The organism is Veillonella sp. CHU110, from assembly GCF_003992255.1.
In the GTDB taxonomy this organism is placed as follows: Bacteria; Bacillota; Negativicutes; order Veillonellales; family Veillonellaceae; genus F0422.
On record NZ_RQVA01000002.1, the window covers coordinates 101,685 to 119,460 of the forward strand.

General features: G+C 40.2%; 14 protein-coding genes. 11 read left to right on the forward strand and 3 right to left on the reverse strand.

The features are described 5' to 3' along the window. Positions 1-20: 20 nt before the first annotated feature. The 11 genes from EO122_RS01245 to EO122_RS01295 all read left to right on the forward strand — a co-directional run bounded on the left by EO122_RS01245 (position 21) and on the right by EO122_RS01295 (position 13,585). Positions 21-467, forward strand: a complete 447-nt coding sequence (locus tag EO122_RS01245; protein ID WP_127009021.1) for a helix-turn-helix transcriptional regulator — start codon at positions 21-23, stop codon at positions 465-467. Positions 468-485: 18 nt separating this feature from the next. Continuing rightward, entirely contained in the window at positions 486-2,429 is a 1,944-nt protein-coding gene (locus tag EO122_RS01250; RefSeq protein ID WP_127009022.1) for a YgiQ family radical SAM protein, read from the forward strand. Between the two features lie 52 nt (positions 2,430-2,481). Beyond that, positions 2,482-3,525: an ABC transporter substrate-binding protein gene (locus EO122_RS01255; RefSeq protein ID WP_127009023.1), complete on the forward strand. Its 1,044-nt coding sequence runs from the start codon at positions 2,482-2,484 to the stop codon at positions 3,523-3,525. Then, positions 3,522-4,862, forward strand: coding sequence for a 30S ribosomal protein S12 methylthiotransferase RimO (gene rimO / locus EO122_RS01260; RefSeq protein WP_127009024.1), 1,341 nt, complete (start codon positions 3,522-3,524; stop codon positions 4,860-4,862). Before EO122_RS01255 ends, rimO begins: the two co-directional genes overlap by 4 nt. Positions 4,863-4,874: 12 nt before the next feature. Next, a complete protein-coding gene (locus tag EO122_RS01265) occupies positions 4,875-6,110 on the forward strand; it encodes a competence/damage-inducible protein A (RefSeq protein ID WP_127009025.1) in 1,236 nt (411 codons plus the stop codon). A 4-nt stretch (positions 6,111-6,114) separates the two neighbouring features. Further along, the gene (gene recA / locus EO122_RS01270) at positions 6,115-7,224 is read left to right on the forward strand and encodes a recombinase RecA (protein WP_371413166.1); all 1,110 of its coding nucleotides are present in this window, start codon (positions 6,115-6,117) and stop codon (positions 7,222-7,224) included. Beyond that, complete coding sequence (locus EO122_RS01275; RefSeq protein ID WP_127009026.1) at positions 7,224-7,727, forward strand: regulatory protein RecX; 504 nt, start codon at positions 7,224-7,226, stop codon at positions 7,725-7,727. The genes recA and EO122_RS01275 overlap by 1 nt, the downstream gene beginning before the upstream one ends. A gap of 144 nt (positions 7,728-7,871) precedes the next feature. Beyond that, positions 7,872-9,419: a ribonuclease Y gene (rny, locus tag EO122_RS01280; RefSeq protein WP_256359606.1), complete on the forward strand. Its 1,548-nt coding sequence runs from the start codon at positions 7,872-7,874 to the stop codon at positions 9,417-9,419. Between the two features lie 190 nt (positions 9,420-9,609). After that, positions 9,610-11,376, forward strand: coding sequence for a DNA primase (dnaG, locus tag EO122_RS01285; protein WP_127009027.1), 1,767 nt, complete (start codon positions 9,610-9,612; stop codon positions 11,374-11,376). 18 nt (positions 11,377-11,394) lie between these two features. Next, complete coding sequence (gene rpoD, locus EO122_RS01290; RefSeq protein ID WP_127009028.1) at positions 11,395-12,615, forward strand: RNA polymerase sigma factor RpoD; 1,221 nt, start codon at positions 11,395-11,397, stop codon at positions 12,613-12,615. A 184-nt stretch (positions 12,616-12,799) separates the two neighbouring features. After that, a complete protein-coding gene (locus tag EO122_RS01295; protein WP_127009029.1) occupies positions 12,800-13,585 on the forward strand; it encodes a basic amino acid ABC transporter substrate-binding protein in 786 nt (261 codons plus the stop codon). 498 nt (positions 13,586-14,083) lie between these two features. Here the strand turns inward: EO122_RS01295 and EO122_RS01300 are convergent, their stop codons facing one another. The 3 genes from EO122_RS01300 to EO122_RS01310 all read right to left on the reverse strand — a co-directional run bounded on the left by EO122_RS01300 (position 14,084) and on the right by EO122_RS01310 (position 17,554). Beyond that, positions 14,084-15,031 carry an L-lactate dehydrogenase gene (locus tag EO122_RS01300; protein WP_127009084.1) on the reverse strand — a complete coding sequence of 316 codons (948 nt, stop codon included), beginning with the start codon at positions 15,029-15,031 and terminating at the stop codon, positions 14,084-14,086. A 454-nt stretch (positions 15,032-15,485) separates the two neighbouring features. Then, entirely contained in the window at positions 15,486-16,673 is a 1,188-nt protein-coding gene (locus EO122_RS01305) for a multidrug effflux MFS transporter (protein WP_127009030.1), read from the reverse strand. Continuing rightward, positions 16,670-17,554 carry an epoxyqueuosine reductase gene (locus EO122_RS01310; RefSeq protein WP_127009031.1) on the reverse strand — a complete coding sequence of 295 codons (885 nt, stop codon included), beginning with the start codon at positions 17,552-17,554 and terminating at the stop codon, positions 16,670-16,672. Before EO122_RS01310 ends, EO122_RS01305 begins: the two co-directional genes overlap by 4 nt. Between the last annotated feature and the right edge of the window lie 222 nt (positions 17,555-17,776).

Genomic DNA, 17,776 nt, shown 5'->3' on the forward strand with positions numbered 1-17,776 from the left:
CTATATATATAGGAGGTTCTATGGCATCGATTGGCGAAGAACTTAGACGAGAGCGTCAGCGACGCGGATACACATTAGAACAAGTAGAAGATGTATTACATATAAAAGTAGCTTACTTACATGCGTTGGAACATAATGAGTTTAACCAGATACCAGGAAGTATTTATATAAAAGGCTTTATCAAAAACTATAGTGAATTTTTAGGAATTGATAGTCGGAGAATGGTAGATGCTTTTAAAAATAGTATTGGTGAGTCATTAACGATTCCTAAACGAAGAATATCTGCTAAGGGACAAGATAAGTCAGAGATAGGACGTGAACAAGACATATTAGAAGAGCCTAAGCAACGATTGACGTACCAAGGAAGACGAGCGAGAAGACAACGTACATTGATGAAGGAACGTATTATACTAGCAGTTTTAGTACTCATCATTGCCCTTTTCTTAGGTTGGCTATTTTTCGTGTAATACAGTATAAGGAATCGTATGAAAGAACAATATTTAATTACTACGAAAGCAGAAATGGATGCACGAGGGTGGGCAGAATTAGACTTTGTCATTATTAGTGGCGATGCCTATGTAGACCATCCTTCGTTTGCGCCGACTGTGATTGGTAGATTATTAGAATCCCATGGATATCGAGTGGGAATCATAGCTCAGCCTGATTGGAATGATGTGAATGCATTTAAAGTACTGGGAAAGCCAAGATTAGCATCTTTGGTGACAGCAGGTAATTTAGATAGTATGCTCAATAAATTTACAGCAGCCAAAAAACATCGTCGTGATGATGGCTATTCTCCAGGCGGAGAATCAGGACGTCGACCAGATCGAGCAACGGTAGTATATGCAAACCGTATGCGAGAAGCTTTCAAGGGTGTGCCGATTGTCATTGGTGGTATCGAGGCGAGTTTGCGACGATTTGCCCATTATGATTATTGGTCAGATACAGTTCGGCGATCAGTGCTCATTGATAGCAAGGCAGATGTCCTTATCTACGGTATGGGTGAAAAGCAAATTGTTGCCTTAGCAGAGGCATTGGATACAGATAAACTTGGAAAACAATTACCGACTATCAAAGGTATTTGCTACGTGGCGAATGAAATCCCAGAAGGAGCCATTGAATGTCCTTCTTATGAAGCTATTTCCACAGATAAAAATACCTTTGCAAAGGCGTTTAAAATACAATTTGATGAACAAGATCCATACTATGGAAAAGCTGTTGCACAAGGTCATGGTAATCGATATGTAGTGCAAAATAGCCCAGCCTTACCTCTCACACAAGAAGAGATGGACCATGTGTATAGCTTGCCGTATATGAGAAAGTGGCATCCTATGTACGATGGGGCTGGTGGAGTGCCGGCCTTAGCAGAAGTGCAGTTTAGTATCACCAGTCATCGCGGCTGTTTTGGTAGCTGCTCTTTCTGTGCCATCACAAGTCATCAAGGACGAATTATTCAAAATCGTAGCCACGAATCTATTGTAGAGGAAGCTAAGAGAATGACGACGATGGATGGCTTTAAAGGATATATTCATGATGTAGGGGGACCTACTGCTAATTTCCGTCATGTAGCCTGTGAAAAGCAATTAAAAGTAGGTGCTTGTAAAGGGAAAACATGCGCAGCGCCCAAAGCATGTCCTCAATTAAATACAAATCATGATGACTATGTGAGCATTTTGCGTAAGGTCCGTAACGTAAAAGGTGTAAAGAAAGTATTTGTTCGTTCTGGACTTCGCTATGACTATGTATTGGATGATAATAACAAAGAGTTTGTAAAAGAACTTTGTGAGCATCATGTAAGTGGTCAACTCAAGGTGGCCCCGGAACATGTGTCAGAACATGTGACGACCATTATGGGAAAAGCGAATAAAAGTTACTTTTTAAAATTTAAATCTTGGTTTGATGAGGCGAATCGCAAATTAGGTAAACAACAATTTTTGGTACCTTATTTTATGAGCTCTCACCCAGGATGTACCTTAGAGGATGCTATTGAATTAGCTGAATTTTTGCGTGATCAAAATATGACACCAGAACAGGTACAAGATTTTATTCCTACACCCGGTAGCTTATCCACAGCCATGTATTATACAGGGATCAACCCTCTCACAGGGGAACCTGTCTATGTGGCTAAAAAAGGTAGAGATAAAGCTATGCAACGGGCGTTGATGCAATATAAACGAGAAGAAAATTACGATCTTGTCAAAGAAGCCTTGCTAAAAGCGAATCGAAGAGATTTAATTGGATTTGGACCACTCTGTTTAATTCCTCCTAGATATATTAAGAGAAATTCAGCCACATCGAGACAGCAACAAACTTCACATGATGGGAAATATGCAAGCGGTGGAGGCGTTCGAAAAGGAATGTCTAAAGGGGGACAAAAGAAAAATAGTGGTTCTAAAATTGGTATAGGTGTAAGGAAAAAGAAGAAGTAAGGATAGAGGAATTTCAGATATGTGTCGCTAATACTTAAAAGGGGGTGAATCTATGAAACGAGTGCGATTGGTTTGTATCTTTATAATAGTCTTGGGAGGACTCTTTGGAGCAGGCCTGTGGCTAAGTGAATTGAAGCAAGCCGATGCAGATCATTTGGTGGTGCCAACTCGGTCGGAACTGACTGTATATACAGATGGTGATCCTGACTTGATGATGGCGATTGGAAGAGCCTATGAAAAAGAAGCCCAAGTTAAAGTTCATATGATTCCTATAGGTCAAAAGCAAATGGGGACTCGATTAGCTTTGCCAGAAGGAGAGCAACAAGGAGATCTAGTTATCTCTACTGTGCCTAATCTAGGACAAGGTGTCACGCATGGAGCGTTTCATAGATTGCCTGCAAATATCACTCAAAATGTAGAGGATACCTTTCATGGAACCAATGAACAGTGGGTGGGTATATGGTATGATCCGTATGTATTTGCAGTCCATAATGATTTTTATAATGCTAAAGGGAAATACGTCAATACATGGTTTTCTTTGGCCTATACAGGACCTTGGCGCATTGCAGTGACAGACTTTGTGGCGGATGAACGGGCAATTACATTGCTAAATACCTTTGGTGGTATTTATGGACAAGAAGGAGCTATATCGTACTTTGACAGTTTGCGACCGCACATTGTGCAGTATGCAAAGGAATTACCATCTCCTGTGCGTATGGCAGCTATCGGTGATGTTGACATTGGCGTTGGTAGATATTCTGATGCCAAATTATATGAAGTTCATAAATATCCTCTGACTATACTATATCCTAGAGAGGGTACGCCCTATGATATGATGGGGGTTGCCATTTTAAAAGGCACTACGAATGAAAGTGAAAGTAAAGCCTTTATTACATGGTTGCTTTCAGAGCGACTACAAGCCATATGGAAAGATAACGATGTGCATTATATAGCAACGATAGATACAATAGCATCTCATAAGGATAGGCAAGGGAATCCGTTAGTATTGTGGACCGGTGGTATTGCACAGGCAGAGGAAACAAAATTATTACAAGAATGGATACGACAAGTGCGTTTTAGAAAGGATACACCATGAGTAAGTTGTTAGGTTATATTAGTTTAGGTTGCGCCAAGAATTTGGTGGATACAGAGGTGATGCTAGGAGCTTTACAAGATAATGGCTATGAAATCACAGAAGAGTTAGAAAAAGCAGAAATAATTATTATCAACACATGCACATTTATCGAGAAAGCAAAAGAAGAATCGATTAATACTATATTAGAGGCTGGTCAATACAAGCAATATGGAGACTGTAAAGGTCTTATCGTGGCGGGCTGTTTAAGTCAGCAATACCAAGAAGAATTGTTTACAGAAATTCCAGAAATTGATGCCCTCATTGGTACAGGATCTTGGAATCGTATTATGGAAGCTGTGGAGGCTATTCAAAATGGTCAACGTATTTGTATCATGGATAGTATGACAAATATGTATGATGAAGGTATGCCGCGTATGATGACGACACCGGATTACAGTGCGTATGTAAAAATCTCTGAAGGATGTAATAATGGCTGTACGTTCTGTATCATCCCAAAAGTGCGTGGGGCCTATCGTAGTCGTTCTATAGAGTCCATTGAACGAGAAGTGCAACAGTTGGCAGAAGCAGGCGTGAAAGAAGTCGTATTAATTGCCCAAGATACTACGTACTATGGAGCTGATTTGAACAATGGTACACCGTTGCTTTCAGAGCTGTTGAAACGGTTGGCAAAAATTGATGGTATCGAATGGATTCGCATGTTGTACTTGTATCCAAAACATTTCTCTGATGAATTGTTAGAAACAATTATGACAGAACCAAAGGTGTGCAAGTATATCGACATGCCACTACAGCATATTAACAATACTGTGTTACAACGTATGAATCGTAAGGATACACGGGAAAACATTGTGGCCTTATTACATAAAATTCGCAATCGCAGTGAACATATTACATTGCGCACATCCCTTATTGTAGGTTTCCCTGGAGAAACGGAAGAACAATTCCAAGAATTGGCAGATTTTGTCAAAGACATCCGCTTTGATCATATGGGTGTATTTACTTATTCCCAAGAGGATGGCACACCAGCGGGTATGATGGAAGACCAAATTCCAGAGGAAGTGAAAGAAGAACGATACCATACATTAATGGCGATCCAAGCACAAGTCTCAGAGGAACATAATCGTGACTTAGAGGGAACGATTCATCAAGGTATGATAGAATCTATCGATGAAGTAGAGCCAGGTAAGTTTTTGGCACGAGGTCGTCTACAAATGCAGGCTCCTGACGTGGATGGCAACATGTATGTAGAAGATGTAACTGGACTGTCTGAAGGCGATATTGTGACTGTAAAAGTATCACAAGGTTTCGCTTATGACGTGGTAGTAGAAACTGTATAGGATGGTGATAGCATGATCGTAGAATTAATCTCTACAGGATCGGAATTATTACTAGGACATATTGTCAATACAAATGTAAAATGGCTTAGCGAAGAATTGAACAGTCGGGGCTATTCTGTGTCATACCAAACGACGGTAGGGGATAATCCTGAGCGTATGAAAGAAGTGTTTCAGAGAGCAGGGGAGCGAGCAGATATTGTGATCAGTTCTGGAGGCTTAGGTGCAACCCAGGGAGATATTACTCGTAAATCCTTAGCAGATGCGCTAGGATTGCCTTTGGTATTTCATGAAGAAGCAGGTCGTGAGGTAGATTCCTTTTATGAGAAACAAGGTAGGGTGAAACCTTACGAATCTGACCGAGATCGGTATTTACCAGAAGGGGCGAAGGTATTACATAATCCAGTAGGAGTAGCACCAGCAGTAGTAGTGGAGCAGGATAACACGGTATATATTTTATTACCAGGTCCTCCATCAGAATTACAAGGAACTTTTGTAGAAAGTGTGAGCCCCTTTTTAGAACAACGCTTTGGACAACAAGGAATTATCTATTCTGAGCGGTATGCTGTGTATGGATATCGTGAAATGCAACTCGAGACGCTGTTGCAAGACTTGATTCAGAATCAGCAGAACCCAACTATAGCACTATTGATCAAACCAGGATATATTGAAATTCGTTTAACTGCAAAAGGCGAATCAAAAGTAGACTGTCAAGAGAAATTAGGTCCATGGAGATCTATCCTCTTAGAACGTTTGAAAGATATCCGTAGTTTAGATACATCGGTGTTGGAAGACTTTCACAAGTTGGCTGTAGAAAGAGGCGTTACCATAGGAACTGCTGAATCTTGTACAGGCGGCCTAGTAGGAAAAACATTGACTGACTTAGGTGGTAGCAGTGGATATTATCAGGGTGGTATTATTTCCTATGCGAATACGGTGAAAGAACAAGTATTAGGCGTATCATCAGATACATTGGCAGTACATGGTGCTGTCAGTGAAGAAACCGCTACAGAAATGGTAGAAGGTGTATTTCGTGTATTACATACAGACTATGCTATTGCGACCACAGGGATAGCAGGTCCCGGCGGTGGCAGTCAAGAAAAGCCAGTAGGTCTTGTGTATATCGGTATTGGTGCACCACGAGGTATTACTGTACATAAAGAGATATTTATAGGGGATCGTGACAGTATCCGTAAAAGTGTAGCGGAACGAGCGATTCAATATGTATATAAAGAATTAATAGAAAGGTAGAACAATGGCAAAGGATAAAGCAAAAGAAGCAGCAATTGATATGAAAAGTGGATCTCAAGAAGATCGTATGAGAGCCTTAGAAGGGGCTTTAAAACAAATTGAAAAAGATTTCGGTCAAGGTGCAATCATGCGCATGGGCGAAGCGGCTGATAAAATGAACATTGAAGTCATTTCTACAGGTGTGTTGGCCTTGGACTTGGCAGTTGGTGTAGGCGGATTCCCACGGGGCCGTATTATTGAAATTTATGGACCAGAATCTTCTGGTAAAACTACGGTGGCTTTACATGCAGCAGCAGAAGCGCAACGCAATGGTGGCGTTGTTGCCTTTATCGATGCGGAACATGCCTTAGACCCTGTGTATGCGAAAAAATTAGGTGTAGATATCAATAGCTTGTTGATTTCCCAACCAGATAATGGTGAACAAGGATTAGAAATTACTGAGGCTTTGGTTCGCTCTGGTGCAGTAGACTTAATCGTTGTGGACTCCGTAGCGGCCTTAACACCTAAAGTAGAGATTGATGGTGAGATGACAGATGCTCACGTTGGGGTACATGCGCGTTTGATGAGTAAAGCATTGCGTAAATTAACAAGCTCCATCAGTAAAACTAGAACGGTTATTATCTTTATTAACCAATTACGTGAAAAAGTAGGCGTTATGTTTGGTAACCCAGAAACAACTACGGGTGGTCGTGCTTTAAAATTCTACTCTACTATCCGTTTAGATGTACGTAAAGGGGAAGCGTTGACTTCTGCTAAAGAACATGTAGGTAACCGTACAAAAGTAAAAGTTGTGAAAAATAAAGTAGCCCCTCCATTCAAAGTCGCAGAATTTGATTTGATGTTTGGGGAAGGTGTTTCCTATGAAGGTACATTGATTGATATCGGTGCCAATATTGAAGTGATTAAAAAGTCTGGTGCCTGGTATTCTTATAATGGAGAACGTATGGGTCAAGGTAAAGAAGCGGCTAAAGTATTCTTGAAAGAAAACCCTCAAATTGCCCAAGAAATTGACTCTATCATTCGTGATACATTAGCAGCGGAACCATTGAATGTCCTTGGACATGACGATGAAGCTGATGCAGTTACTGATACAGTGGCAGCAGATATAGAATAATGGCATTCTCTAGAAGTGGTGATAAGGATTGGAATTTCTCTAGTGCTTTAGATCAGGCTTTGCGTTTATTGTGCCCCAGGTCGTTAAGTACTCTGGAATTACGACGTAAATTATCACAAAGGTCCGTACCCAGTGAACTCATTGCGGAAGTGGAAGAAAAATTAATAGAATTGTCGTACTTGGATGATGATGAACTAGCAGAAGAAGCCTTGCGATCGTATATAGAGGCTGAAAAATATAGTACTTATTATATCCGTGAAAAGATGCGTGAACGAGGGTTGGACGTGTCTTGCATATTAGATGACTATGATGAATGTTCGGTGGCTGTCAATTTGCTAGACCAACGATTTTCTATTTCTGATGAAAGTTTACTAGAAGAAATAGAACGCGGCGAAGCGGAGAAGCTGAATAAGAAAAAAATAATTTATTTTTTAAAGAACAGAGGATTCGCTGTGAGTACAATTCAAAGTATATGTCATGAATGGAGCCCCTACCTTGAGTAGGGGCTTTATCTTGACATTCCACTGTGTATGGACTACAATTATAATAGCCTTAATAATAAGCAAAATAAAATTTAAAAAAGCAAAATGGGCGAGAAACCGGGGAAGCGGATGTATCGACTTCTCCTTTTTTTATGCATGTAGGAGGTGAAAACGATTTTAGAATACAGCATTATTGCCGTAGTAATGGTATTAGTTGGTCTTGGAGTAGGCTATTTATTGCGTCGCAATATTGCAGAAGGTAAGCTGAATAAGGCTGAGACAGAAGCGGCACGAATTGTGGCAGACGGAGAGCGTTTAGCAGAGTCTAAGAAAAAAGAAGCATTACTGGAAGCAAAAGAAGAAATTCACAAATTGCGCGCTGATGTAGATAAAGAAAATCGGGATCGACGTAATGAGTTACAACGTCTTGAACGACGCATATTGCAAAAAGAAGAGCAATTGGACAAAAAGCTTGATAGTATTGAGCGTAAAGAAGAGTCCTTACATCATAAGGAACGCAATTTAGAAAAAGCGGAAGAAAAAATCGAAGTATTACATCAACAACAAATGGAAGAGTTAGAACGTATTTCTAGCTTAACATTTGATGAAGCAAAACAAATTTTGCTTACAAAAGTGGAACAAGAGATTCGTCATGATACTGCTGTGATGCTCAAAGAATTAGAGCAACAAGCAAAAGAAGAAGCAGAAAAAAATGCTAGAGAAATTATCTCTATGGCGATTCAACGATGTGCGGCTGATCATGTAGCAGAATCTACTGTATCAGTAGTTACATTACCTAATGATGAAATGAAGGGCCGAATCATTGGTCGTGAAGGCCGAAACATTCGTGCTTTAGAAACACTGACTGGTATCGATTTAATTATTGATGACACACCAGAAGCTGTTATCTTATCTGGATTTGATCCGATTCGTCGCGAAGTAGCTCGCATTGCATTGGAGAAATTGATTGTAGATGGACGTATCCATCCAGCTCGTATTGAAGAAATGGTTGAGAAAGCTCGCCGTGAGGTGGAAAACACAATCAAAGAGGCTGGTGAACAAGCTACATTTGAAGCTGATGTACACGGTTTACATCCAGAAGTAATTCGTACACTTGGTAGATTGAAATATCGTACAAGCTATGGACAGAATGTGTTAAAACATTCTGTTGAGGTATCTCATTTGGCAGGCATGATGGCAGCAGAATTAGGCTGTGACGTTGTGTTAGCTAAACGCGGTGGTTTGTTACATGATATTGGTAAAGCCTTAACTCATGAAATTGAAGGATCTCATGTAGAAATCGGCGTAGATATCGCCAAGAAATATCATGAAAGTGCATTAGTACAAAACTGTATCGGTGCTCATCATGGTGATGAAGAGTTCAAATCTGTAGAGGCTGTGTTAGTGGCAGCAGCAGATGCTATTTCTGCAGCGCGTCCAGGTGCACGCCGTGAAACATTAGAAAATTATTTGAAACGATTATCTAAGTTAGAAGAGATTGCAGAATCCTTTGAAGGCGTTGAAAAATGCTTTGCTATCCAAGCAGGTCGCGAGATCCGCGTGATGGTAAAACCTGATAAAGTAGACGATGTAGAAGCTAACTTATTAGTGCGTGATATTATAAAACGCATTGAAAACGAATTAGAATATCCAGGACAAATAAAAGTTGTGGTAATTCGTGAAACACGAGTCGTAGATTACGCAAAAAAATAATCTGCATAAGTGGTTGGAGCAGCCTCGGCTGCTCTAACTTCTTTTTTTTCAGAGTATATAAATTTTGCATATATATTGTGAAGAAAAAGAAAGCACCACAAGTAGGAGTTTTTCTGTTGATGTAGAATACTATTAAATAGGGAAAATTAAAATTTTGTAATCCGTATAGTCGATAATTTAGGAGAATGACATGAGCAAGTTTTTTAGCGATGAAATAATTGAACAAGTCAAAGATGCTAATGATATTGTATCTGTCATTTCTGAGCATATTTCACTTAAGAAAAAGGGGAAAAATTACTGGGGCTGTTGTCCATTTCATAATGAAAAGACGCCTTCCTTTAGTGTGACCCCTGAAAAGGGCTTTTTTTATTGCTTTGGTTGTCGTGAATCAGGTAATGTTATTAGCTTTCTGATGAAATATGATAATTTAACATTCCCCGAAGCTATTGAGCGGTTGGCGAATCGTGCGAATATCGCCTTACCAGAACGCAATGTATCTTCGGCAGAGCGAAAGCGCATGGCTCATAAAGAGTTACTCTATGAAATCAATGAACTAGCGGCTACGTTCTTTCATAATTGCTTAATAAAAACAGAATTAGGTAAGGAGGGCCTCGAGTATTTGTTGCGTAGAGGTCTTACGATGGATACCATAGAAAAGTTTCGACTTGGGTTTGCCCCAGATGGGTGGGATAAACTGTATCATGCCTTTACAGGACGTGGGATTGATGCCAATGTCCTGGTAGAACTAGGATTGTGTCGCAAGAATGAGCAGCAGAAAATCTACGACTATTATAGAAAACGGGTTATGTTTCCTATTATGGATGCAAAAGGACACGTATTAGGATTTGGAGGACGTGTATTAGATGACAGTAACCCCAAATACTTGAACTCTCCCGAGTCAGAGATATTTAATAAGGGGCATCTATTATTTGCATTTAATCAATCGTACCGTACCATTCGAGAAAGAAAGCAAGCCATTCTTGTTGAAGGGTATATGGATGTGCTGAGTGCTCACAATGCTGGCATTACCAATGTGGTGGCCTCTTTGGGAACGGCTTATACAAAAGATCATGGTCGTTTATTAATGCGTCAAGCTGAAGAAATTGTATTGGCCTATGATATGGATGGAGCTGGTCGAACTGCGGCAAAGCGTGCTATAGAACTACTGCAAAATACAGAATTTTCAGTAAAAGTCTTATCTATGCCAGATGGTAAGGATCCTGACGAATATATCAAGAATCATGGGGCACAGGCATGGCAAGAATTGGTGGATGCAGCGCCTAGTGATTTTGAGTTTTTACTGAATGAAAGTTTAATACATCATGATACGAATTCACCAGAGGGAAAACGGGCTGTGTTAGAAGAGCTATTTCCGTTCATTGCAGGGCATGAAAGCCAGGTGCGACGCGAGGAATATTTAAAAGCATTAGCCCTTCCACTATGGATGGATGTGAGTACGATTCTTACCTACTTTAGACAGTTCGCTCGTCAGGGAAAAATAGAAGTAAAACAGCAGGTGCAAGCGCCTAAACAGGAAACGTTTACCGACGAAGAGGAATTGCTGTATTGGGCAGGTAGGGATAAGGATATCTATGCACTAGTGCACCAATACATTAGTGAAGAGGACTTAACTAATCCTTTTAATATTACGTATTATAAAGGGATTGGAAAGATTGTTGAAAGTGGAGAAGAACTTTCAGAGGTGGCATTAGAAGCACAGTTAGATACAGAGTCATGGCACTTATTTGGTAAGTGGTCTGTTCTTATCGAACGGGAAATGAGAGAAGACATATTACATGGACTCATCCGCAGTGTACGTTTGAAATCACTGCGCAATCAGTATAAGGAACATAGTCGATTAGCGGATCAGTTAAGCCGATCCAATGATCCAAGATTTATAGAAGAATTACGCATATGTCAGGATTTACAGGAATTAATTAAACAGTGGTCCGCATAGAATGAAAGGAAGAGCATCGTGGCAAAGAAGAAAAAAGAATCGCAAGTGCAAGAAATTATAGCGATCCTATTGGAGAAAGCAAAGAAAGAAGGGGCTATTACATCTAAACAAATTTCTGATGCTCTTTCGGAGCAAGTGGAAGTAACAGCTGAACAACTAGATGGTATGTATGCAGTATTTAATAATTTAGGAATTGAAGTGATGCAAGAGGATGATCACGATTCTGAAGGTGAGTTGCCGATCAATGAAGAATTATTAGATGAGGACATTGAAGTTGATGTAGATGTTGAACATTTGAGCAGCGATATCGATATCACAGAGGAAGATGAAGAGGAAGGAAAAGAAATCAATTTAGATCTTTCCATTCCTGAAGGCTTGAATATTGATGATCCAGTGCGGATGTATTTAAAAGAAATTGGCCGTGTACCTTTGTTGTCTGGTGATGAGGAAATTATTCTAGCACAACAAATCGAAGCTGGGGCTAAAGAAGATGCGACGTATCGAGAAGTTCGTTTAGGTGATACGGCAAAACAAAAATTGATTGATGCTAACTTACGCCTAGTAGTAAGTATTGCAAAACGCTATGTAGGTCGTGGTATGTTATTCTTGGACTTAATCCAAGAGGGAAATTTAGGCCTTATTAAAGCAGTCGATAAATTTGACTACACAAAAGGGTATAAATTCTCCACCTATGCTACATGGTGGATTCGCCAAGCTATTACAAGGGCTATTGCGGACCAAGCGAGAACGATTCGTATACCTGTACATATGGTAGAGACCATCAATAAATTAGTTCGTATTTCTCGTCAATTATTACAAGATTTGGGTCGTGACCCAAGTCCAGAAGAAATTGCCGAAGGTATGGGAATTACAGTGGAACGAGTTCGTGAAATCCAAAAAATTTCTCAAGAACCAGTGTCTTTGGAAACTCCAATCGGGGAAGAAGAAGATTCCCATTTGGGCGACTTCTTGGAAGATAAAGATGCAGTAGCACCAGATGATGCAGCTAGCTTTATCTTACTTCGTGAACAAATCAAAGAAGTGTTTACATGTCTTACTGAAAGAGAACAACAAGTATTGGAGCTTCGTTTTGGCTTGAAAGATGGTAAACCACGTACATTAGAAGAGGTAGGCCAATTCTTTAGTGTTACACGGGAACGGATTCGTCAAATCGAAGGAAAAGCGTTAACGAAACTAAGAAATCGTGGTAAACGCGATAAAATCAAAGACTTCTTATAATTATAAAATTTTCAATATACTATACAAGGCGCAGAAATATGTCTGCGCCTTTCTTATGGTTGGGAATATATAGTTAAATAGAAATCGTACTTTTTGTAAAAAAAAGGTCTTGCAATTTTGTTTGATTATGGTATAATCTTGTATAAATAAACAAAGAAGTTGTATATTTTTATGGGAGGTTATTATGTTTGGTATGAAGAAATTAGGATTAATCCTATGTACAGCAGTTCTTGGCGTTGGTTTATTAGCTGGTTGTGGTAGCGATACAAAAAAAGAAGCACAATTAACACAAACAGCAGGGGTATTAAAAGTAGGTTCAGAAACTACATTCCCTCCATTTGAGTTCGCTGAAGAAAATAGCAATAAGTACATCGGCTTTGATGTGGATTTAAGCGAAGAAATAGCGAAGCGTTTGGGCTTGAAGCTTGAGTTTGTCAGCATGGGATTTGATGCATTGATTCCAGCTACACAATCTGGCAATATTGATATGATTGCAGCGGGTATTAATGCGACACCAGAACGTGAGCAAGCGTTGTCATTCTCCGATCCATATTTCAATGAAGGCGGTTTCATTACTATCGTTCGTAAAGATAACACAAATATCACTAAAATGGATGATCTTGCTAATAAACGTGTAGGTGTACAAATCGGTACTGTTCCTGTAGAAATGGCAAAAGCAATTCCAGGTACGGATGTAAAAGAATTGGATTCTAATAGTAATATCTTCATGGAGTTGAAAGCAGGCACTATTGATGGTGCTATTCTTGACCAAGCAGTAGCTATGTACTACTTAAAACAAGGTGCTGATAAAGATCTTAAATTAGTAGGTGAAGGTACAAAAGCTCCTGGCACAGTATTTGGTTTCAATAAATCTAATACAGCATTACGTGATAAAGTAAATGGTGTTTTAAAAGAAATGCGTGAAGATGGAACGTACCAAAAAATTTATGACAAATGGTTCGCTAAGTAATTACGCTATGTAGCCTATGGCGAGTATTTACTAGCAAATAGAAGACCGCAACATATTCCTTCTCAAACTGATCCTACGGTAGGTTTGTTCAGGAGTATGTTGCGGCCTTTTTGTGTTTGTGTAATTTAGCTAGTAAGGAACGCCATAAAGGCTACTACTCGTAACGGCCTCGCTCAGGGGTAGCACGACACGTTCCGACCCGAACTGATTCTACGGTAGGTTTGCTCCGGAGTATGTTGCGGCCTTTTGCAGTTATCTAAATTAGGTAGTTATGGACACCATAAGATATTACTCGTAGTTACACGCTCAAGGTTATTTCTTGTGATGCTATGTAGCCCGTGAGGCGCATTTATTAGTAAATAGAAGACCGCAACATATTCCTTCTCAAACTGATCCTACGGTAGGTTTGTTCAGGAATATATTGCGGCCTTTTGCAGTTATCTAAATTAGGTAGTTACGAACACCATAAGGCTACTACTCGTAACGGCGTCGCTCAGTTTATAGTGTGTGTGCTAGTTTGATATATTCTCTGATGCGTTCGCAAGATGCGTGGAATGCTTCTTGTTCGCTTGGTGTTAGGTGTAGTTCTAAAATCTCTTCGATGCCATTTTTACCGATGATGGCAGGGACGGAGGCGAAGACGTTATGCTCACCGTATTCTCCTTCTAATTTGCAAGAGAGAGGGAGGACTTTTTGTTCGTCGTGAAAGTAGGCTCGGATGATTTCTGTCACGGATGCAGCGATGCCAAATTCTGTGGATCCTTTTCCGATGAGAACTAAGTACCCGCCATACTTCATTTGTTCAACTAAGGCGTTTTCATCAAAAGTAGGGAAGCGGTGTGGTAGTTCCTTTTGTAGTTCTTTCAAAGGTTTTCCTGATACAGTTACATGAGACCAAGGTACCATGGCGCTACCACCGTGCTCGCCCATCGCATAACAGGATAAAGAGCGTCGATGTACGTTGATTTGCTCGGATACAAGACGTTGCAATCGTGCAGAGTCTAAGGATGTACCAGAAGAAATAATTTTATGTTTAGGATAGCCTAAATAGTCTTGTACATAGGCAGCTACCACATCAGCAGGGTTGGAAATGCTGACGATGAATCCATTAAATCCAGAGGCTTTCACACGGGGTAGAAACTCACGTAACACTTCTACCGTAGCACCCAGTGTATCTAATCGGTCCTGTTCTGGAGTAGGTAGAGGACCGGCAGAGATGACGAGCACATCACAGTCACCAATATCCTCTGGCTCACAGGCGATAGCTTTCACACGATGAGGTAAATAGCTTACCGCATCATTCACATCCGTCGCTTGCGCAATGGCCTTGTCTTTATCAATATCTACCATGTATAAATGATCTACCTCTCCTTGCGTAGCAAGAGAAAAGGCTACATGAGAACCCACATGACCAGTCCCAATAATCGCAACCTTGCGTAATTCTATAGACATAACATTCCTCCTATATTGAAATATGAAAGTATTCAGTAATATGTACTAGAATAAAACTTTTATCCCCTTAGGTCAAGAACCAAGAACACAGTATACGTAGAAAATCTAATCGCATTTTATAATAGTACATTAGACAAACGCAAAAGGAGCAACATGTTTAGATATCCCAAGGCATACAATGTGCCGTAGAATATCTAATGGCATTTTACTTACTAAATAATGGAAAAATAAAAGAGCACGACAGGTTCAGATACCCCGAAGGAATACAGTGTGCAGTAGAACATCTATTGGTACCCCATGAAGATACATTACACAAACGTAAAAACGAGCAACATGTTCCGGAGCAAACCTACCGAAGGATCAGTTTGTGGAGGAATATGTTGCTCGTTTTCCTTTCAACGTATCAAATAAGAATGCAAATAGATTTCATAGGCACACACAATGACGATTAGTGAGTTCTTGGCTTCGCATATGTATAATAGCACAATAAAGCAATGGCAGAGCATATAGTCATGGTGATTCCCATAGGAATGGCTGTATGAGATCCTGCGATACCTACGATAGGTGATACGATGCCGGCAGATACCATGGAAAAGAAACCTAATAAGGCAGAGGCACTTCCAGCTAGATGGCCATACTTAGCCATAGCCATAGAAAAACTAGCGGCTCCAAATAGAGAGACCATTCCTACGGTAAAGAACAGAATCGTAGTTACAACAAGGAAGGGCATATTCAGGAGCATTGCGCTTAAAAAGAGAATAGAACCAATACATAGTACACTCAAGCTAAATTGTAATAACTGATAGTCTTTGATCACATTGCTCAAGCGAGAGCTAATCATACTGGATAGAATGATCCCACAGCTATTAATCCCAAAAATATAACTAAATTGTTGTGCATTCAGGTGGAAAATATTCTGATATACAAAGGAAGAACCACTGATATAACAGAAAAAAGCACCGAAGGCAAAACATTGAATGCCACATTGGCCTAGAAAGGCTTTATCTCGTAATAAAGTCTTATAATTGTCGATTGCTTTTTGAAGACCACCTTCTACACGTTGTGTAGGAGGGAGACTTTCAGTGAAGAGAAAAGATCCAATGAGGAGAAGCAAGGAGAATCCAGCTAGGACAATAAAGATGAAGCGCCAAGTTTCATAAATTAGAATCTGACCGCCTAATAAAGGGGCAATAACAGGTGCTAATCCGTTGACCATCATCAAGGAGGCCAATAACTTAATTAGAGCAGGTCCTGATGCATGGTCTCGTGCGACGGCTTTGGAGATGACGACTCCGAAGGAACCCGTTACACCTTGTAAAAAGCGGCCTAGTAAGAGTACTTCGATGGTGGGAGCGTAGGCGCAAATAATAGTCGCTATGACGCAAAGTAAATTGCCAATGATGAGAGGGTTCTTACGCCCCAGTACGTCACTAATAGGGCCTGCAAACAGTTGCCCAAAGGCAATGCCAATCGTCATAATGCCAATTGTCAATTGAATATTAGAAGCCGATGTGTGTAATTCTCCTGGCATAATGGGCAAGGATGGTAAATACATATCGGTGGCTAAGGGGGTGACGGCTGTTAATAGACCGAGGAAAATAATTAATGATAGTGAAATAGAATTACTCTGTGTCATGTATGATCCTTTCTAATAATCGCATCATTGCGAAGTAAGATTTTTTTGCCGCGCCAAGCCCATGCTTTGTGTCCATAGGCAGTTTTGAATTCTTTATTAGTCATTGTTTCTAATGCACAGGGATCAATGTAAGGCTCGATCGATTGAAATTCAGGAATGGGGGTCATCGGAATCTGCTGATTATGTGGGCAGACCTCTTGGCATACATCACAGCCAAATACTAAAGGTGTTTTTGCTATGATCGCTTCTTCCTTTGAAGTGAGATCTCCTTTGCATTGGGTGAGATAACTTTTGCAAGTTCTATAATCAAGGTGATCACCTTGTAAGGCTTGTCCAGGGCATGCTTGCAGGCATGCCCCACATTGTAAACAGGTTTGTTTCATAGGGGTGTCAGCCGGGAGTTCTAGGCTCGTTAGTATGGTACCAATCACTGTATAGGAGCCCCATCGAGGATGGATGAATGTTTGGTTCCAACCATAGAAACCGAGCCCTGCTAGATAGGCTACATAGCGATCAGCTAAGGGGGATGTGTCACAATGAATTTCGTAGGACTCCAATGGATACTTCTCCTGCAGTGCTTGTACTAGTTTTATTAAATAGGACTGTACTACGAGGTGATAATCTTGTCCCCAGCAATAACGAGCTAGATTGGTCTTATCTGTTGTGGGAACATAGTAGGGAAATAGACACACAATGGCAGACCTGGCTGACTCGATTGTGGGGCTTCCTTGTAATCGTTCTTCTAGTGTTCCTGCTGTAAAAGGGCAAGGATAGGGGGTGTCCAAATGGTGGCTTGCTTCTAGTGGTAGTGGCCAAGGGGCAACGCCAATTTCCGGTATATGTAATTGTTCAGCTAATGCTTGTAAATCGAATTGTGTCATGGCAGTTGCTTCCTAAGAATGATAGATGATATAGATTGCTTGTGAAAGGAAACTTTCATATCTTTGTATTGTACACCTACAGATTTATATAAATCAATATAAGAATGACTGAGTATTCATATAAAGATATCATGATTCTATGAAAATACTATGAATTTTCATAGATAAGACGTATAACTAACAAGAGAATTCATATGCAAAGGCAAGCAATACATGGTAATA